The organism is Granulicella pectinivorans (assembly GCF_900114625.1).
GTDB classification, from domain to species: Bacteria; Acidobacteriota; Terriglobia; order Terriglobales; family Acidobacteriaceae; genus Edaphobacter; species Edaphobacter pectinivorans.
Map to the genome: position 1 here is coordinate 4,019,367 of NZ_FOZL01000001.1, position 18,374 is coordinate 4,037,740.

15 protein-coding genes are annotated in these 18,374 nt (G+C 59.4%); 11 read left to right on the forward strand and 4 right to left on the reverse strand.

Going from position 1 to position 18,374, the window contains the following annotated elements; all coding sequences use genetic code 11:
• Positions 1-9: 9 nt before the first annotated feature.
• On the reverse strand, positions 10-2,340 hold the full coding sequence (locus tag BM400_RS16160) for an ATP-dependent helicase C-terminal domain-containing protein (RefSeq protein WP_245781909.1): 2,331 nt from the start codon (positions 2,338-2,340) through the stop codon (positions 10-12).
• A 73-nt stretch (positions 2,341-2,413) separates the two neighbouring features.
• Between BM400_RS16160 and htpG the strand changes: the two genes are divergently transcribed.
• From htpG to BM400_RS16185, 5 genes are all read left to right on the forward strand, one after another.
• Positions 2,414-4,285: a molecular chaperone HtpG gene (gene htpG / locus BM400_RS16165; protein WP_089840656.1), complete on the forward strand. Its 1,872-nt coding sequence runs from the start codon at positions 2,414-2,416 to the stop codon at positions 4,283-4,285.
• 251 nt (positions 4,286-4,536) lie between these two features.
• A complete protein-coding gene (locus tag BM400_RS16170) occupies positions 4,537-5,061 on the forward strand; it encodes a Rab family GTPase (RefSeq protein WP_217644116.1) in 525 nt (174 codons plus the stop codon).
• Positions 5,048-6,079, forward strand: a complete 1,032-nt coding sequence (locus BM400_RS16175) for a GGDEF domain-containing protein (RefSeq protein ID WP_089840660.1) — start codon at positions 5,048-5,050, stop codon at positions 6,077-6,079. Before BM400_RS16170 ends, BM400_RS16175 begins: the two co-directional genes overlap by 14 nt.
• A gap of 6 nt (positions 6,080-6,085) precedes the next feature.
• Positions 6,086-6,676: a hypothetical protein gene (locus BM400_RS16180; protein WP_089840662.1), complete on the forward strand. Its 591-nt coding sequence runs from the start codon at positions 6,086-6,088 to the stop codon at positions 6,674-6,676.
• 3 nt (positions 6,677-6,679) lie between these two features.
• The gene (locus BM400_RS16185; RefSeq protein ID WP_141223969.1) at positions 6,680-8,248 is read left to right on the forward strand and encodes an OmpA family protein; all 1,569 of its coding nucleotides are present in this window, start codon (positions 6,680-6,682) and stop codon (positions 8,246-8,248) included.
• A 23-nt stretch (positions 8,249-8,271) separates the two neighbouring features.
• Here the strand turns inward: BM400_RS16185 and BM400_RS16190 are convergent, their stop codons facing one another.
• A complete protein-coding gene (locus BM400_RS16190; RefSeq protein ID WP_089840667.1) occupies positions 8,272-8,667 on the reverse strand; it encodes a (R)-mandelonitrile lyase in 396 nt (131 codons plus the stop codon).
• A 231-nt stretch (positions 8,668-8,898) separates the two neighbouring features.
• Between BM400_RS16190 and BM400_RS16195 the strand changes: the two genes are divergently transcribed.
• The 5 genes from BM400_RS16195 (at position 8,899) to BM400_RS16215 (ending at position 14,956) form a co-directional block, all read left to right on the forward strand.
• Entirely contained in the window at positions 8,899-9,972 is a 1,074-nt protein-coding gene (locus BM400_RS16195; protein WP_245781910.1) for a glycoside hydrolase family 16 protein, read from the forward strand.
• Positions 9,973-10,015: 43 nt separating this feature from the next.
• Positions 10,016-13,033, forward strand: coding sequence for a sensor histidine kinase (locus BM400_RS16200; RefSeq protein ID WP_245782002.1), 3,018 nt, complete (start codon positions 10,016-10,018; stop codon positions 13,031-13,033).
• Positions 13,030-13,662: a response regulator gene (locus tag BM400_RS16205; protein WP_089842043.1), complete on the forward strand. Its 633-nt coding sequence runs from the start codon at positions 13,030-13,032 to the stop codon at positions 13,660-13,662. Before BM400_RS16200 ends, BM400_RS16205 begins: the two co-directional genes overlap by 4 nt.
• Before the next feature lie 169 nt (positions 13,663-13,831).
• The gene (locus BM400_RS16210) at positions 13,832-14,128 is read left to right on the forward strand and encodes a DoxX family protein (RefSeq protein WP_089840670.1); all 297 of its coding nucleotides are present in this window, start codon (positions 13,832-13,834) and stop codon (positions 14,126-14,128) included.
• A gap of 270 nt (positions 14,129-14,398) precedes the next feature.
• Positions 14,399-14,956 carry an RNA polymerase sigma factor gene (locus BM400_RS16215; RefSeq protein ID WP_175529061.1) on the forward strand — a complete coding sequence of 186 codons (558 nt, stop codon included), beginning with the start codon at positions 14,399-14,401 and terminating at the stop codon, positions 14,954-14,956.
• 116 nt (positions 14,957-15,072) lie between these two features.
• On the opposite strand, the gene BM400_RS16220 is transcribed toward BM400_RS16215, so the two are convergent.
• On the reverse strand, positions 15,073-15,630 hold the full coding sequence (locus BM400_RS16220; protein ID WP_245781912.1) for a cytochrome P460 family protein: 558 nt from the start codon (positions 15,628-15,630) through the stop codon (positions 15,073-15,075).
• Positions 15,631-15,751: 121 nt separating this feature from the next.
• The gene (locus BM400_RS16225; protein WP_089840675.1) at positions 15,752-16,171 is read right to left on the reverse strand and encodes an organic hydroperoxide resistance protein; all 420 of its coding nucleotides are present in this window, start codon (positions 16,169-16,171) and stop codon (positions 15,752-15,754) included.
• Between the two features lie 814 nt (positions 16,172-16,985).
• On the opposite strand from BM400_RS16225, the gene BM400_RS21755 reads away from it, so the two are divergent.
• Entirely contained in the window at positions 16,986-18,107 is a 1,122-nt protein-coding gene (locus BM400_RS21755) for a hypothetical protein (RefSeq protein ID WP_141223970.1), read from the forward strand.
• The last annotated feature ends 267 nt before the right edge of the window (positions 18,108-18,374 follow it).

Below are 18,374 nucleotides of genomic sequence, written 5' to 3' on the forward strand. Positions count from 1 at the left end.
GGAGGAACGTTACGCCTTCTTCTCGGGCCATTGGTGCTTGGGATATTTGCGGGCCAGGCCGGGGCGGAGTTGCGGGTAGAGGCGGTCCCAGAAGCCGGCCAGGTCGGTGGTGGTCTGGAGGGCGCGCTGGTTCGGGCCAAGCAGGTGGACCGTGAGAGGGATCGAGTCGGGGCCGATTTTGGGGGTATCTCTCATGCCCCAGAAGTCCTGCAGGCGCGAGGCGATCCAAGGGGGACGGCCCTGCTCATAGTGGACCTTGGTTGGGCGGCCATTCTTCAGGCGGATGCTCAGGGGGGCGACTTCGTTGAGGAGGCGAGCGTTGGAGCGTTCTTCGAGCAAGGGCATGAAGTTTGGGGAGGCCTTCTTCAGGTCGCCGAAGCTTTGCAGGCCCAGGCAGAGCTCACGGAGAGTTCCGGCGATGTCGGGCGGTTCGAAGCCGGCGAACTCGAGGCGCATGGTGAAGTGTTCGAGGGTGGCGCGGTCGACGAACTGCTCGATGCCGACTTCGAGGGCTTTGGCGGCGAGCATGTCGGCGGCCTCGGTCTCGGAGGCGGCTCCGCGAGTCTCTTCGAGGACGAGCTTTTCGTAGACGAGGGCGCTGACGCGTTCGACGCGATCGTTGGAGCGGTTCCAGACGATGGTCGCCTGCTCTTCGACGCGGTCGGAGAAGAGATCGAGGAGCCAGTCGGGCTCGATGCGGGCGGTCGTGCGGACGAGGGGCATGGGGTTTTCTTTGCGGTCTTCGACGTCGAGGGCGACCATGAACTCATAGGTGGGAACTTCGCCGGCGAGTTCGGCGGTGATGCCGGAGGCGAGGAGGACCTGCTTCCCTGCTTTGCGTTTGGCGACGCGGTCGGGAAAGCCGGAGAGGATGGCGAGGAGGAGGGCTTCGTCGTTGTGGTGATCCTGTTTGGAGGGGCGGGCCATGCGGAGGAGCTGTTCGATGTGCTGGCGGAGGCGCGGGTCGGGCGGGAGGTCCAGGGCGGCGAGGAGATCGCTCTTTTCGCTGCGGGCACCGAGGCCGAGGAGGGCGGCGGCGCGGCATCCATCTTCGCCAACGCCGCGTTCGAGGGACTCGACGACGATGCGGGAGAGGCGTGGAGGCAACGGGTAGCGGGCGAGGCGTTCGGCCATGGCGGCGTTGGCGCCGAGGCGGTCGAGGAGAGATTCGGCGCTGGCTACGGCGTCGGCTGGGGGTGCGTCGAGCCAGTCGAGATCGCCGAGGTGGGCGATCTTCATGGCGCGAAGAGTGAGGAGGAGATGCGAGAGGTCGGTCCGGGCGATCTCGGGGGTGTCGTGGCCGGGACGGAGGAAGAGGTCGTTCTCGGTGTAGAGACGAAGGACCTGGCCGGGGCCGGTCCGGCCGGCGCGGCCGGCGCGCTGGGTGGCGGAGGCCTTGCTGATGCGGCCGATTTCGAGGGTGGGAAGGCCGGTCCAGGGAGAGTAGGTGGCTCGGCGGACCAGGCCGCTGTCGATGACGGCGCTTACGCCTTGGACGGTGACGGAGCTCTCGGCTACGTTGGTAGCGAGGATCAGCTTGCGTTCCCTGAATCCAGGCAAAGCGGATGGGAGGACGGCGCGGTCCTGTTCGGCGGGGGTGAGGTCGCCGTGGAGTGGGAGGACGGTGAGGCCGGGGAGGCTCTCGCACTCGCGCATGGCGCGGCGGATCTCGGCAGAGCCGGGCAGGAAGGTGAGGATGTTGGCGGTGTGGCCCTCGGCGTTGAGGGTGGCGACGGCCTTGCGGACCTGGATGTGCAGGGGCTCAGGGGAGTAAGGGATATGGCGGATGGTGAGTGGATAGAGGCGTCCCTCGGAGCGGAGGACGGGGCAGTTGCCGAGATACGCCGCGATGGGTCCGGCGTCGAGGGTCGCGGACATCACGACGATGAGGAGGTTGGGGCGGGTGCGTTGGAGGCGCTTGAGCAGGGCGAGGGCGAGGTCGCTGTCGAGGTGGCGCTCGTGGAACTCGTCGAGGACGACGGCGTCGACGCCCTTGAGGGTGGGGTCGGTGAGGAAGCGTCGATTGAGGATGCCTTCGGTGACGAAGCGGAGGCGGGTACGGGGGCCGATCTTTTCTTCGAAGCGGACCTGATAGCCGACGGTCTCGCCGGCCTCCTCATTCATCTCCCAGGCTACGCGGCGGGCGGCGAGGCGGGCAGCGATCCGGCGGGGTTCGAGGACGATAACCTCGCCCGGAACCAGGCCGAGGAGAGCGGGTGGGACGCGGGTGGTTTTCCCGGCTCCTGGAGGGGCTTCGATGACGAGGCTGGGCGTGGTCCGCAGGGATTCGAGCACACCCGGCAGAATCGCGTCCACCGGCAATGCTGGCTTTCGGTTCACTCTCTTGATCGGAACACAGTGACCGGGGACCGTCAACGCGGCACGCTTGACAGGAGTTTTTATAATGGAGGCTATGGCAAAGCAAGAATTTCAAACCGAAGTCAGTCAACTCCTGCAACTCATCATCCACTCGCTGTATTCGCACCCGGAGATCTTTCTTCGCGAACTGATCTCGAACTCGTCCGACGCATTGGATAAGCTCCGCCATCTGACGCTCACCGACGAGACGTTCAAGAACCTCCCCTTCGATCCGCGCATTGCACTTGGTCTCGACGAAGAGAAATCGACCCTCACGATCGGCGACACGGGTATCGGCATGAACGAAGAGGACCTGATCTCGCATCTCGGCACGATTGCGCGGTCGGGCACCAAGAACTTCCTCAACCAGCTTTCCGGCGACGCCAAGAAGGACTCGAACCTGATTGGACAGTTCGGCGTGGGCTTCTATAGCGCGTTCATGGTTGCGGACAAGATTGAGGTCGTCTCGCGCAAGGCTGGTGAAGAGCTGGCATGGCGCTGGACCTCGGATGGCAAGAGCGGCTTCGATATCGAGCCCGCAGAGCGCGATGTCGCTGGCACCACGATCATCCTGCACCTGAACGACGAGGGCAAGCAGTATGCCAATAGCTGGCGGCTGAAGGAAGTGGTCAAGAAGTACTCGAACCACATCGCCTTCCCCATCTTCCTGACTTACGAGAAGAGCGAGTGGAACGCCGAAGAAAAGAAGTCCGACAAGGTGCTTACGACCGAGCAGGTGAACGCGGCCAGCGCGTTGTGGCGGCGGTCGAAGAGCGAGCTGACGGACGAGGACTACAAGGAACTGTACAAGTCCATCTCGGGCGATTCGAACGATCCGCTCTTCTGGTTCCATACCAAGGCTGAAGGCTCGCTCGAGTACACGACGCTGTTTTATATTCCGTCGAAGGCTCCGCTGGATCTCTACCAGGCCGAGTACAAGGTGGGCGTGAAGCTGTATGTGAAGCGCGTCTTCATCCTGGACGATGCGAAGGAGCTTCTGCCGCAGTACCTGCGGTTCGTGCGCGGGATCATCGACTCCGAAGACCTGCCGCTGAACGTGAGCCGCGAGATTCTGCAGCAGAACAAGGTGCTGACCAGCATCCGCACGGCGAGCGTGAAGAAGATTCTGACGGAGTTGAAGAACATCTCGCTGAACCAGCCGGAGAAGTACCTTGAGTTCATTCAGGAGTACAACCGGCCGCTGAAGGAAGGTCTGTACGGCGACTATGCGAACCGCGAGGCGCTGCTGGAGCTGATCCGCTTCAAATCGACCGCAGTGGAAGGCCTGACCAGCCTGGCCGATGTGAAGACACGCATGCAGGGCGAACAGAAGAGCATCTACTACATCACGGGTGGGTCGGAGTCCCTGCTGCGTACGTCACCTCTGCTGGAGATTTACAAGAAGAAGGGTCTCGAGGTGCTGATCCTGGATGACGAGATCGACGAGATCGTCTTCTCCGGGATCGAGAAGTATGGCGAGATCGACCTGAAGGCCGTGAACAAGGCCTCCACCAGCGAAGACCTGAAGGACGACAGTCCAGAGGCCAAGGATGAGGCTGAGGCGCTGAAGCCTCTGCTGGAAAAGTTGAAGGCTACGCTTGGCGACCGCGTGAAGGATGTGCGGGCGTCGGTGCGGCTGGCCGACAGCCCTTCGTGCATCGTCTCCGATGAGGAAGAGCCCTCGCTGCAGATGCAGCAGATGCTTCGGGCGATGGGCCAGAAGGAGATTCCTCTGCCGAAGCCGACGCTCGAGATCAACCCAGACCACGAGATCGTGAAGAAACTGCTGGCGCGGCCCGATGACGCGATCGCCCAGGACGCGGCATGGATGCTCTTCGAGCAGGCCCTGCTGATGGAGGGCGTGCCTCTTCAGGATCCGGCTGCGTTTGTGCAGCGGCTGAATCGCGTGTTGAGCCTGTCGGTATAGCGATACAGCACATTCGTAGGAGGCTGGCGGTGATGGGATGGTAACCATTACCGCCAGTTACTTTTGGAAGTGTCTAAATTTAGCGTTGCCCCGCGCGGAGGATGGTCGGCAGCCGATGGTATGCTGCAAGGGATCCCCTTCTCCCCGATGAACTTGAAGAGCGCACGCCACCACGAACATTCTCCAGAGCAATCCTGTTCGTCCTCCAGCGATTCCATGACGGTTGAACCCTCCACGGGGTGGAGCGGTCGATGAGTATTCACAAGAAGATCTGCATCATTGGGGAGTTCGGCGTCGGCAAGACCAGCCTGGTGGCGCGGTATGTGCGCAGCATCTTTTCGGACAAGTATCACACGACGGTTGGGGTGAAGATCGATAAGAAGGATGTCACGGTCGGCGATGAGGAGGTCACTCTCGTGCTGTGGGATCTGGCGGGTGAGTCGGCGGTGAGTGCGCTGAAGGTGTCTCTGGTGAAGGGCGCGGCGGGCTTCATTCTGGTCTCGGACGGGACGCGGCGTGAGACGCTGCTGGCGACGACGCGCTTGCATCAAGAGGTCGTTGGCATCCTGGGGACGGTTCCCTTTATTGTTTCGGTGAACAAGGCCGACCTGATTGCGGACTGGACTGTGACCTCGGCCGATGTCGAAGAGTTTCGTGCGACCGGGTGGGACGTGCGGCTGACCAGCGCGAAGGACGGACAGGGCGTGGAACAGATCTTCTCCGACCTTGCGTCGCGGCTTCTCCAGGCAGGCGGTGCAGACAGTGACGAACCCTAATCTCGATCCCGCCTCTGGTTCCCTTGCCTCGCTGCTGGCCGCGATGGATTGCGTGGCGCTGGAGGTGAGCGGTTACGATGTTCGCATCGTCAGCGCGATTCCACCATGGCTCGACGCGTTGTCGGAGGCCGACCCGCGTGCTGTCGAGGTGGTGTCTCTGCTGCCCTTTCTGGAGGTCTTCCTGAACGAGGCGGTTGCCTTTTGGGCAGGGGGAAGTCTTGGGCGGCTGCAATCGGACTTCTGGACCCAGACAAACTCCTCGAACGAGGAGGTTCATCTGCTGGCGTTTGCCGCCGTGATCGATGGCAGGCAGTTGATCGTAATTCGCTCTGCCAACGACCTGTACGAAGAGCGGCAGCGGTGGCAGCTTTATGCGCACCAGACGGCGATCCAGTTGCAGTTGATCGAGCGGCTGAAGGGGGAGCTGGAGAAGTCCTCGGCGGCGTTGCAGGCGGCGAACGACCGGTTGAGCGAGCTCTCGATTCGCGACGGTCTGACGGGTCTCTACAATCGCCGTCACTTCGACCAGACGTTTCAATTGGAGTTGAACCGCTCCATGCGCACGGGCGAGCCGCTGTCCGTGCTGTTTATGGATATAGACAAGTTCAAAGTGCTGAACGATACTTATGGACATTCGGTTGGCGATGATTGCTTAAGGGCGGTAGCCAAGGTGCTGGCGGATACGGTGCGGCGCCCGACCGATATGGTGGCGCGCTTCGGCGGCGAAGAGTTCGCGGTTCTGCTTCCAGCCACCGAGGCCGCGGATGCGTTTCTGATTGCGACCACCATCAATAAGGCGGTTCGTGCACTGGATTTTCCGAACAAGAACTCCGAGGTCGGTCCTTACGTGACGGCCAGCCTGGGAGCGTATACCCGGCAACCGGATGGGTATCGCACCATGGCGCAGATTCTGGAGTCGGTGGATGCGGCTCTCTATCGCGCGAAAAAAGAGGGCCGTAACCGGGTCATCGTCGCGACGAAACTGGAACGATTGAACGACACACACAGCGGGAGCTAGATCATTATGTCTGAGTACAACCATGATGGAGCCGGAGAAGCGGCGGGCCAGCCCAACTCGTATGACAACCACGCGCCGGCCGATCCGAAGGCAAGCATCGAAAAGGTGCGGGATATCCTGTTCGGGTCGCAGACCAAGAGCAATGAAGCGCGTTTTGCGCGGCTCGAGGATGGCCTTGCCCGCGAAGTGTTCGAGATGAAGGATCTGCTGCGGCGCCGGGTGGAGTCGCTGGAGGCTTTTTTCCATAGCGAGACGCAGGCCCTGGCGGAGCGGATTCGCGATGAACGCGAGGAGCGCATGTCGGCGTTCGAGGCGCACGACCTGGAGATGAAGGGCGCGCTGACGAGCCTGGCGCGGCGGCTTGGCGATCTGAACCTTGCGATGAACGAGGGCGACAGCGCGGTACGGCGCGACCTGATGAACGAGTCGCGGAAGCTGCTCGATGAGATCGGTCTTCGACACGAGAGCGTGCGCGGCCTGATGGAGACACGGGTCTCCGAGCTGCATGCGCGCAAGGCGGATCGCGCGGTGATCTCGGACCTGATGCGCGAACTGGCAACGCAGCTGGAAAAAGACGACGTTCATCCCACGGAGTAATGATTGGCACGAGAACGCCCATCGGTGTATGACGCCATCCGCCCTGACTCCGAGACGCACTTCTCCGAGCTGCAGGAGCTGCTGGTTGGCGAGTATATCCGGGATCTGCGCGATCATCGCGAGCGGCTCGAAAAGCTCGAGGCGGACGCGGTGCAGAGTAGTCACGTGGTGGCACGCTCCCTTGCGACGGAGTCGAAGAAGGATCCGAAGATCAGGAAGGTGCTCTCCCCGGTTGTGGAAGATGCGCTAAGGATCTCGGTGGAGGAGAATCCGTCGATGATGGCGGGGATTCTCTTCCCCATGATCGGCGAGGCGGTCCGCAAGGCTGTTGGACAAGCCGTGCAGCAGATGATGGATTCAACGAACGAGCTGCTGGCTAACAGCCTCTCGGCCGAGCGCATCGGGTGGCGCATCGAGGCGTGGAGGACGGGGAAGAACTTCGCGGAGGTGGCGCTGGCGCATAGCCTTTCGTACCGCGTCGAGCACATCTACGTGATCCATCGCACTACGGGTCTTTTGCTGGGCCAGGTGACGAACCAGGCGAACCTGCTGCAGGACTCGGACATGGTGGTCGGGATGTTGACTGCCATCCAGGACTTCGTCCGCGATTCGTTTACCTCGAACCAGCAGGCCGATCTCGACGTGATCCAGGTAGGCGAGTTCAAGATCTGGCTGCAGCATGGACCGATCGCCCTGCTGGCTGCCGTGATCAGCGGACAGCCAAAGGCCGGGCTGCGCGATGTGCTGGTGCGGCAAGTCGAGTATATTCACCGGAACTTTCAGGTGGGCATGGCACGGTTCGAGACGACCGGGCAAGCCATTCCGGGGCTCGAGGAGAGCCTGGGGGAGTGCCTGGTCGAAGAGGTGAAGAAGCCGAAGAAACAGCAGTCTTACCTGAAGTTCAAGATTGCCGGAGTGGTGCTGCTGGCTTTGCTTTGCGCGGCTACATTTTTCTATTTTCGGCGCGCCCTGATCTGGAACGACTACATCCAGAGGCTGCGGCATCAGCCAGGAATCGTCGTGATTGAGGAGACACGCGACTGGACGAGCCTGTCGGTACGGGGGTTGCGGGATCCGATGGCGATCGACCCGATATCACTGCTGGGGAAGTATGACCTTTCGCCGACGCAGGTTTCCGAGCATTGGGAGCCGTACTATTCGCTCGATCCGCGATTCGCCAATGTGCGAAGGCTGAACAACGAAGCAGACGCGCTGCGGAAGGTGGCGGTTCGTTTCCAGGTCGACTCCACGACGTTGCCCATCGACCAGCTTGCGCTGCTGGATACGATCGGCGACCAGATTCAGGAGCTGGCGACAGATGCGAGCCGGCAGAGGCGCTATGTCCATATCCAGGTGTTTGGCCATACGGATCGTACCGGCACCTCGGCGCGCAATGACGCGTTGAGCAAGAATCGCGCGGACTGGATCGTCCGCTTTCTCGTGGCACGCGGCATCGATGCCAGTCTTCTGTCCGCCGCGGGACTGAGTGACAAGCAGCCGGGAAACAGTGAGCAGATGCAGGAAGGGCAGGATCTCGACCGGAGGGTTACGTTCTCCGTGGACCTACGCTGATGTGGATCTACGCTGATGTGGACCTACGCTCGATACTGCTCGTCGGTGACGTGCTCCATCCAATCGACCACTTTGCCATCGAGACGCTCCTGAATCGCGATGTGGGTCATCGCCGTGGTGGGTGAGGCTCCGTGCCAGTGCTTCTCTCCGGGAGAGAACCAGACGACATCGCCCGGGCGGATCTCTTCGACGGGTCCACCATCGCGCTGCACGCGGCCGAAGCCGGCGGTGACGATGAGCGTCTGCCCGAGGGGATGCGTGTGCCAAGCGGTGCGTGCTCCTGGCTCAAACGTGACCGCGGCTCCGGCTACGCGTGCGGGGTCGGGCGCCTGGAAGAGCGGATCGATCCGAACCGTGCCCGTGAACCAGTCTGCCGGGCCTGTGCCGGAAGGCTGCGTGCCAATCTTTTTGATCTCCATCGTTGTTCCTTCTCTCCCGTAGGTAACGCTGCCTTGATCGTACCTTCCGGGGACCGGGGTGGGCCTGGCTGAGCCAGATTTTCCGTATATGAGTACGCTTGAGGCCTGGACTTTGCGGCGGGTTAGACTGCTTCGATCCGGCTGCGGTGTACACTACCGGTGCCGGTGCGGCGTATCCGGACTTCCAGCGAGGATTCGGTCTGGCGGATGCCTATGACTCATCTCATACCGATGACTTCCTTTGGCCGGAAACGAGCGGGGATCCTTGTCTGCGTTTGTCTGGTTTTGCTGGCAGGATGCCATCAGCCGAGCCGCGACCATCGCCCCAAGATCACCATCACCGAAGTCCCCAAGGCCGATCTGGGTGGACCGCAGAAGATGGGCTACCTGGCAGGCAGCGTGAGCGACGCTGAGCCCGGCGACCATGTCGTGCTGTATGCCCGGAGCGGGGTCTGGTGGCTGCAGCCGTTCGCCAACAACCCCCTGACGACGATTCAGCCCGACCAGGTCTGGAAGAACTCCACGCACCTGGGGATCGAGTATGCGGCGCTGCTGGTGGAACCGGGCTTCCATCCGGCTTTGCGGCTGGCGGCGCTGCCGGCCGTCGGGAACGGTGTGCTGGCTGTGACCTCCCTGAAGGGAGAGGGCAGCGAGACGATCATACCCAAGGTGCTTCACTTCAGCGGATACGACTGGACGGTGAACACTTCGGATAACGACCGGGGCGGAGTGACGAATTCGTACGATCCGGATAACGCGTGGGTGGATGCGAAGGGCTATCTGCATCTGCGCATGATGAGCCGCAATGGAAAGCTGTCGTGCGCCGAGGTTTCCCTGGAGCGCAGTCTTGGGTATGGCCTGTATCGGTTTGTGGTGCAGGATAGCGCGCATCTTGACCCTTCCGCCACGGTGGGACTGTTCACGTTCGATGAGCTGAGCGCGAACGAGAACCGCACCAATGAACTGGATATCGAGCTGAGCCGGTGGGGGAATGCCGCGAGCAAGAACGCACAATATGTCGTTCAGCCGTTCTTCGTTCCGGAGAATGTGTCGCGCTTTATGGCACCGGCAGGCGAGCTTACGCACTCGTTTCGCTGGGAGCCCGGCAAGGTGACGTTCCAGACGACACGGGGCGCGGCTCTGGGTACCGGACAGAAGCTGGTTAGCGAAAAGGTGTTTACCTCAGGCGTTCCGGTGCCGGCGAGCGAGAAGGTCCACATGGATCTGTATGACTTTCAGCACTCCAAGAATCCCTCCAGACTGCCGACCGAGGTGGTGGTTGAAAAGTTCGAATATCTTCCGTAGACGGCTGATTCGAATCTGCCGACCATGGACGTGGGCCGTGGCGATGCTGTTGGGTCTCTGCCTGGTGCAGACGGGTGCGGCGCTGGATCGTACGAAGTCGATGTCGCAGTATATCCATGAGAGGTGGGACGCCGAGAAGGGGTTTCTCGGTGGACAGGTCCACGCGATTGGGGAATCCAACGATGGCTATCTCTGGGTTGGAACCGAACGCGGACTGCTGCGATACGACGGATTCACGTTTACCCTGATGCAACAGCCGTTGCGCAACGCAGAGCCCCTTGGCGCCATCCGCAGCCTGGTCTCCGACGGCGAAGGCAATCTCTGGATCAGGATGGATGGTCCTCGTTTGTTGCGGTATCGCGACGGCGTCTTTGAAGATGCCAGTGCGCAGATTCCGCAGAGTGCGTTTCTCTTTTCCGCGATGGCTTCCGACGAGGCGAACGGGATGCTTCTCTCGGGACTGGGTGGCGGCACATTCCTCTATCGCAACCGAACGTTTGAGACGGTGGCGGGGGCTGAGAGCTTTCCGGGGACGGTGACATCGCTGGCGATGACGCGGGACGGTGCGGTCTGGACCGCTACGCGCGAGGGTGGGCTCTCTCGAACCCTTGGCGGAAGCGTATCCAATCGGTCGGGGGCGCTAGGCGGCAAGAAGGTCGATTCCCTGCTGCAGTCCAACGATGGCGGGCTTTGGGTTGGCACCGAAAGCGGTCTTTTGCTGCTTACCGCGCGGGGTACGGTGGCCGCGGATTTTTCCTCGTTGACGAGGCATCTTGCGATTCTGGCCCTGGCCAAGGACAGGAGCGGGAACCTCTGGATCGGGACGAATCGCGGTCTCCTTCGGATTACGGCATCGGGAGCTGCGTCGTTCGATCTTCTCAGCAACGAGGAAGGTTCCGAAGTCACCGCGGTTTATGTGGATCACGAGGGGAGCCTCTGGTATGGAGGTGCACACGGGATTGAATGCCTGCGCGATGGCGCATTTACAACCTATGCGGGCGAGCAGGGCGTACCGCATCAGGCTATCGGTCCCTTGTCTATCGACAACGATGGCCGCACCTGGTTTGCGCCGCTCTCCGGAGGACTTTACTTTTTGAAGGACGGGCACACCACGCGGATCACCGCAGCCGGCCTGACCGATGATGTCGTGTATTCCATCAGTGGCAGCGGCGACGAGGTTTGGGTGGGGCGGCAGAGAGGCGGGCTTACCGGGCTCTCCGTGAATGGCGGGCGGGTGACCGCACGCACCTTTACCCAGCGCGCAGGCCTCGCGCAGAATACCGTGTATTCGGTGCATGCGCATCAAGATGGAACGGTCTGGGCCGGTACGGTGAGCGCCGGTGTCAGCAGACTGAAGGATGGACGCTTTACGAATTTCTCCACGGCGAATGGGCTTTCGTCGAATGATGTGAAGTCCATCGCTGAGGGCCATGACGGGACGATGTGGTTTGCGACTTCGGCCGGTCTGGACTCCTTCAAGGATGGTCGCTGGACCGCATGGACTGCGCGGGATGGCTTGCCAGCCTCCGGGATCGAGTCGATCTATGAAGACTCGAAAGACACGGTATGGATCGCGACTCACGGGGGGCTGGCCTATCTCTCTTCGGGAAGCATCCATCTGATGCACGCATTGCCCGAACTCTTGCGGGAACAGATCTCCGGCATCACGGAAGACGGCCTGGGCTCGCTGTGGTTTACGACCTCTGATCATGTGATTCAGGTGAACCGCGATCTGCTTTTGTCCGGCTCGGTGGCCGGGTCGGATCTGCAGTCCTACGGCGCTTCGGATGGCTTGCAGGGACTGGACGGAACACGCCGCGACCGTTCCATGACGAGCGATGGCATGGGCCGGATCTGGATTTCTTTGAACTCCAGATTGGTGGTTGCCGATCCGCAGCATATTCTAAGCAGCGATACGAGACCGATTGCAGCACGCATCCGATCGATGACCGCGGATGGAGTAGACGTCACGCTCAAGGGCTTACCGAAGATTGCGCCGGGGACGCGCAGCATCACGTTCACGTTTGCGAGCACAAGCCTGTCCGATCTGGAACGCATGGAGTTTCGCTATAAGCTCGACGGCTCGGACCAGAGTTGGAGTGACGCGACCGGGATGCGGCATGTCATCTATAAGAACCTGGGGCCCGGCACGTATCGCTTTCGCGTGATCGCTTCGAGCGGTGGAGGATTCTGGAATGGCTCGGAAGCCAGCCTGCCCTTCGTCGTCGATCGGGCTTTCTGGCAGACATGGTGGTTTCAGGCCCTTTGCGTCACGGCATTCGGCCTGACGTTCGTTCTGCTTTACCAGCTGCGGGTGTATCGACTGACGCGTCAGTTGAATCTCAACTTCCAGGAGAGGCTGGCGGAGCGAACACGCATCGCCCAGGAGCTGCACGACACACTGCTGCAAAGCTTCCAGGGCCTGATGCTTCGCTTTCAGACCGTGGATGAGCTGCTGCCAAGCCGTCCCCTGGAAGCGAAGGCTACACTCGACGGGGCACTCGAACGAGCCGATCAAGCCATCAGCGAAGGTCGCGGTGCGATCCAGAACATTCGGTCCACGAAGGGTTCTACGAGCGATCTCGCTGAGACGATGAACGCGATGATGATACGGCTGAAGGAAGAAAACTCCGGCGGGCATAGGACAATGCCTGCGCTTTCTCTGCTGACCGAGGGTGAGCCTCAGTCGATCCATCCGCTGCTGACCGAGGAGATCTGCCGCATTGGCCTTGAAGCCTTGAGGAACTCGCTTCTTCACGCCAACGCCGATCATATCGAGACGGAGATTACGTATGGAGTTTCCTACCTGCGGCTGCGCTTCCGCGACAATGGGGATGGGATCGATCCTGAAACGCTCCGCGATGGCAACCGGCCGGGACATTGGGGTATCGTCGGGATGAAGGAACGTGCGGAACGCATTCATGCGCAATTCAATCTATGGAGCAAGACAGGCGCCGGTACGGAAGTTGAGTTGAAGCTCTCAGCCCGTCTCGCGTACGAAGCATCGCAGGAACGCTCGTCTCTTTGGCCGTTCCGCAGGGGAAGCGCTACACGACCATGACCACAGACCATACACTGATCCGCATTCTTACTGTCGACGACCACCTTCTTCTTCGCGAAGGAGTCTCCTCTCTAATCGGCAGTCAACCCGACATGCGGATCGTCGCCGAAGCTTCGAGCGGACGCGAAGCCATTGAGCAGTTCAGAGCCCATCGTCCGGACGTGACCTTGATGGATCTGCGTATGGCCGAGATGAACGGCATTGAAGCCATGACGGCGATCCTCGGAGAGTTCCCCGAGGCGAAGATTGTTGTGCTGACGACCTACCAGGGTGACGTGGAAGTACTGCGGGCTCTGAAGGCAGGGGCGCGCGCGTATCTGCTGAAGGGTCTGCTTCGCAAAGAGCTTCTCGAGACCATCCGCGCCGTCCAGGCGGGGCGCAAATTCATTTCACCCGAGCTTGCCTTTCAACTCGCCGAACACGCCACGGACAGTAGTCTGACCAGCAGGGAGATCGACGTGCTGCGATTGATCGCCGGTGGAAACTCGAACAAGATCGTCGCCGACAAGCTGTCGGTCTCCGAGGATACGGTGAAGATGCATGTGAAGAATATCCTCTCGAAGCTGAACGCCAATGACCGCACGCACGCTGTGACCATAGCCCTGAAACGCGGGATCCTCGAGCTGTGACCTACCCCAAAGGGTAGGAATCCATGAGCTTTCGGGGGTTGGATCCACGGCATGCCGCTGCTAGTGTTCTGCGTAGGCGGAGGTCGACCCACTGCAGCGCTTGTTCTCCATGTTTCCGAACGGATGGCCTGGCGCAGGCCTTCTTCTCTTGCGGCTCGTCGCAGGATCGATGCTTATCCATTCCGGCGTGCCGGGCCTGGCGGCTCAGTCGCATCAAAGACACGTTGCCCTATTGATTGTGCCCGCGATTCTGGGCGCGTTGCTGCTGATTGGCTTTTGGACACCGGTGGCCGGGATACTGCTCGGGGTTTTCGAAATGATCGGGATCGTCTATGGTGCCGAGAGCGTGCAGGGCTCGCTCCTGCTGGGGACGGTGAGCATCGCGCTTGCGATGACCGGGCCGGGGATGTGGTCCATCGACGCACGGATGTTCGGGCGCCGCCGACTGGAAGTGCGGGATCGATGAACTCGACTCTCTGCCCTCGGTGATCGTCATGGAGCGCAGGCATTGAAACGACGCTACTCGATTGAGTAACGGAAACCGGCTCAATACAGGATTGTGCCGATTCGGCTGAATTCTTAGTATCGGCTCATCGCTATGCAAGCATTACACCCTTCCACGAATACGACCGAATCGATTCCATCTCTGTTCTCGCTTGGACTCTCAAGGGATCAAACATGGGCAGGCGGACAAGAGTTAGCGCTTCGCATTGGCGGCAGCTTCTCTGAAGATGAGATGATCTCTGCAATCCTGTGTGGGAGCACGCATCTCTATGGCACCCTCATCCTTCCCTACCAGACTCGCCTGTATCGGATCGCCTTCTCGCACATGAAGAACGAAGAGGATGCCAAAGACGTTGCGCAGGAGAGCCTTTTGAAGGGATTTATCAAGCTGCATACCTTTCAGCGGCGCTCGCGGTTCAGCACATGGTTGATCGGGATCACGATCAACGAAGCGAGAAACCGGTTGCGTCGCAGTTCCTCTTTTCCCATGCAGTCCCTCGATCATTCCCTTCTTGACGGCTCGACCGTGACGCGCAACGTCTCCGATGCAGGGGAAACTCCTGCACAGTCTCTGGAAAGACAGGAACTACGCCGCACCTTATTGCGGGCCATGGAGGCACTCTCAGAGGACTATCGGCAAGTCTTCGTTCTGCGCGTCATGCAGGAGTTGACGACCTTCGAAACAGCCAAAACCTTGAAGATATCCATCGCTCTGGTAAAGACGCGTCTGCATCGTGCTCGCGTGATGTTGCAGGCGTCGCTCGGTCCCGGACTATTGCGGACCAAGTGAGCCTTGGCAGGGGCTCTTGAACATGCATCCTTCGATTCCCTGCTCGTATGCGGAGTCGCACCCGCCGACATGCGTTGCACCCGAGGGAAGGTCGCGGACGCATGTGGGGACGTTCGCTATGGAGCGTACCGGGTGAAGACATAGTCGCGATCCTTGACCGGAGCATGACAGGCGTAACAACCGCTGGTCGCCTCAGCACTGGCGGCTTTGCCGTGATCGAACTGCTCAAATCCCCACCCACCCGTCGCTGCGTATCGTTGCGAGTCCTTGACCATGAGCTGAACGTTGGTGGGAGTACCGGCCACAAACGATTGCTCCTTCCCAAAGACCTTGTTGTTCTCTTCCGAGGGCGTATAGATCCAGGCCAGACGAGCGATGATCGTTCCATCAGGGAACGGAAGCGTTCCAGCCCGGTAGCTCTCGATCGCCTGGTCATTGCCCAGGATCGCGCGCAGGTCGTTCAGGTTGCCGGCCTCGTGAGCGATCGAGACGAGCCGCCAATCCCGATATCCCGACGGCAGGCTGTTCCCGGGGGAAACGTTCTGCGCGACACTCGCCGTGGCGTAGACTCCTCTCGGGTTCAACATGACCCCGCGGAGGGATAGACTCACAACGCCCACAAACAGCAGGGCCTGGAAGGCTCTCTGCTTCACAAGACTCACCTTCCGATTCATGCGCCATCTCCTTCCGCGAGAGTAGGTTCTCAACGGGACAAATCGCTGTTGACTGCAAAGCACCTCAGCGGGGTCACCTGCCGATGTTTTGTGCGAGTCGTTTCGAATCACCGGTCGCGGTTCACGCGAGTGAGACGGCAACCTCGATGTTTCCGCGCACCGCTTTTGAATAAGGGCAGGTCTGATGCGCAGCCTCAATCAACCGCTCACCATCCTCACTTGCAATGCCGGGGAGATTGACGGACAGGCGTGCGGCAAGCAGGAATCCGCCTTCTCCCGTGCCAAGATCGATCTCTGCATCGACCGAGCGGTTAGCAGGCAGGGTTATCTTTTGCTTGGCTGCCGCAATTGCGAGTGCTCCGAGAAAGCATGCAGACCATCCAGCCGCGAACAACTGCTCGGGGTTGACGCCGGCATGCTTCGAACCAGGCAAGGATAGTTCAAGGTCCAGATTCCCGTCCTCGCTTTTCGCCGAGCCTCCATCCCGCCCGCCTGCTGTATGAACTTTTGCCGTGTAAAGAACTTTATGGATCGCCATCATCTCTCCTTTTTGAATCCCCGGACCACTTCCGCTCATGCAGAAGCAGCCGGGATGCACATGAGAGACGCAAAGAGGCGAATGGTGACAGGATCTGAGGTGCGTGCGTGCAGTTTTTGGAGAAGGCCAATCCAGAGGGTGTTTGTAACCTTCCGGGGAAGGATCTTCTTCTAGGCTATCGATGCGGTCGGCAATCACGAGCCTGGCGGATTCCCTAAGAAGCAAATCTTGCACTGAAGGCGATTCTCGAAACAGATCGCTGGATGTACGGGACCATACGAAATCAAAAGGTATGACCCAACCTATCAAACAGCCAATAAACTACTTTGACCTCTCAGAATCGAGAGGCCAATCGGTGATATTTCTCTTCAAGTTTTTATCTTGGTGCCGGGAGGGGGGGTCGAACCCCCACGAGGTTGCCCTCGGCGGATTTTGAGTCCCTATCCCCTACTTCCTACATATTGAAAATACAGTGTTTACAGCGACTTAGCGGACTTGACGATGCGGTTCCATGCGGTTCTGTGAGGGGTCATTCGGGATGTTTGGGCACAGTTTGGGCACAGTTCGCGGCATCAGATTCGGTCATTTAGATTGCCCTTTTAGAGTGGCAACTTGTCACTCTTGTCCCCCCGCGAGACTCAATAAGTGCCTTGGCGATTTGATGCCAGCTGAAAAGTTGTTGATTGGTTTGCTTGGGCAATGACGATGGCAGGATAGGGCAGGTGGGAAGGACGACGCCAGATTATTCTCTTGCACACTACAATACTTGAGCTTACCATTCTGGTTCCGGCCCCCACCACAAATTGGAGAAGCAATCATGCAAGCATTCAGCAGAGCTTTGGCCTTGTCATGTTCTATTGTGACGTTAACGACACCCCTTAGCATTCTCGCCCAAGAAGTACGATTGGCCCCACAAGAGGTTGTTGCACCGATTGGCGAGAAGACTAGTTCCCTCACACAGTTGACCTCACCTATAACAGACCCTAGTAAGCAAGAATGGGCCCGAGTCACCGTCAACGTAACACCCGGCCCGTATGGGACTGCCGTAGTACCGTCCGGAAGTACCGCCATCACGAATATCCCAGCAGCTCCGGCATCGAAGCTCAACTATCCCTCTATTCTCCTAGCAATTTCAGCCACACCGCTTAGGACCCCGGAAGGAAAAGATCTATCAAGCAATCCAGATGCGATCAAGAATGTTAGTGGTGACAATGAATTAGAGTGGATGGATATCACTTTTACCTTGAAGGGACTTGGCAAGGACGGAAAAGAGCTGACTTGTACGCCGGGACCCTGCTTCCAGATAATCGGGCTGCTTCCAGGAACAACGACGGCTGCTGCCAAACCTCAGGTGCCCGACACGGTAGCAGGCGGCGTCAATAGTGCAGTCGCATCAATAGCACCTGCGCTACCTGCTGGAGGTTCCGTGCTCACAGCCGCCGCTTCTGGAGTAAAAGTTTTATTTGACTCCCTGTTCCCTCCGAAAACAACTGCCTATCAATATGCGTATATTGACAACACCAACGGTAACCAGAAATTTGGCTGGTATTTTCAAGCGAACCCTATAGCCAGCCCCCCCACCTCCTTGCTTGGCATACAAAACGGACAAGTGATGCTCCAAACCGATCCGAACATCACGACGATTGAAATTTCAAGCATCGCATTCTCTAATTGGAAAAAGGACCCTAGTAATTTCTCGAAACACTTTCTCTACTCGACCAGCGACACTAAATTGCCAATTGCGTCCAATAAGCTCGACTACAACGCTTTACAGAATCTGACAACATTTCCCGCATTGATCAGTCGTGACGATGTTGCTCTCATCCTGCATACCGATGATAAGACAGTGGATAAATTGATCACGGCTAAAACTCTGAGTACTACACCAGATGGGAAGTTCATTATGGCTTCCTCTTTGACAAAGTACATAACGCCGTAGCTCGATTGCAGATTGGACTCGAACGCCAAGATGGCTGGAGAACATTGCAGCCTCTTCAGCATTTGCGGACGCTCGTATATAAACGCTGGTGGATCTTCTCAAGGGTGTCTGAAGGTCTAGCTCCTCTGTATGCCGCACCTATTGCTGCGGTCAGATAAGTAGCCGGCGAGGATTAGTCCCGGATAATCGCTTGGGTTTGCTGGTGATGTTGCCACGGAATCTTGACTACTGCTAATAGGCCAAAGCGCGTTTCCAGGGCAATAGGGG

Bases quoted from the DNA above. Each gene is read 5' to 3' on its own strand.
- BM400_RS16210 (WP_089840670.1), top strand. From the start codon at position 13,832: ATGCTTATCCATTCCGGCGTGCCGGGCCTGGCGGCTCAGTCGCATCAA.
- BM400_RS16200 (WP_245782002.1), top strand. From the start codon at position 10,016: ATGCTGTTGGGTCTCTGCCTGGTGCAGACGGGTGCGGCGCTGGATCGT.
- BM400_RS16195 (WP_245781910.1), top strand. From the start codon at position 8,899: ATGACTTCCTTTGGCCGGAAACGAGCGGGGATCCTTGTCTGCGTTTGT.
- BM400_RS16215 (WP_175529061.1), top strand. From the start codon at position 14,399: ATGATCTCTGCAATCCTGTGTGGGAGCACGCATCTCTATGGCACCCTC.
- BM400_RS16205 (WP_089842043.1), top strand. From the start codon at position 13,030: ATGACCACAGACCATACACTGATCCGCATTCTTACTGTCGACGACCAC.
- BM400_RS16225 (WP_089840675.1), bottom strand. From the start codon at position 16,171: ATGATGGCGATCCATAAAGTTCTTTACACGGCAAAAGTTCATACAGCA.
- BM400_RS16190 (WP_089840667.1), bottom strand. From the start codon at position 8,667: ATGGAGATCAAAAAGATTGGCACGCAGCCTTCCGGCACAGGCCCGGCA.
- BM400_RS16220 (WP_245781912.1), bottom strand. From the start codon at position 15,630: ATGAATCGGAAGGTGAGTCTTGTGAAGCAGAGAGCCTTCCAGGCCCTG.
- BM400_RS16180 (WP_089840662.1), top strand. From the start codon at position 6,086: ATGTCTGAGTACAACCATGATGGAGCCGGAGAAGCGGCGGGCCAGCCC.
- BM400_RS16170 (WP_217644116.1), top strand. From the start codon at position 4,537: ATGAGTATTCACAAGAAGATCTGCATCATTGGGGAGTTCGGCGTCGGC.
- BM400_RS21755 (WP_141223970.1), top strand. From the start codon at position 16,986: ATGCAAGCATTCAGCAGAGCTTTGGCCTTGTCATGTTCTATTGTGACG.
- htpG (WP_089840656.1), top strand. From the start codon at position 2,414: ATGGCAAAGCAAGAATTTCAAACCGAAGTCAGTCAACTCCTGCAACTC.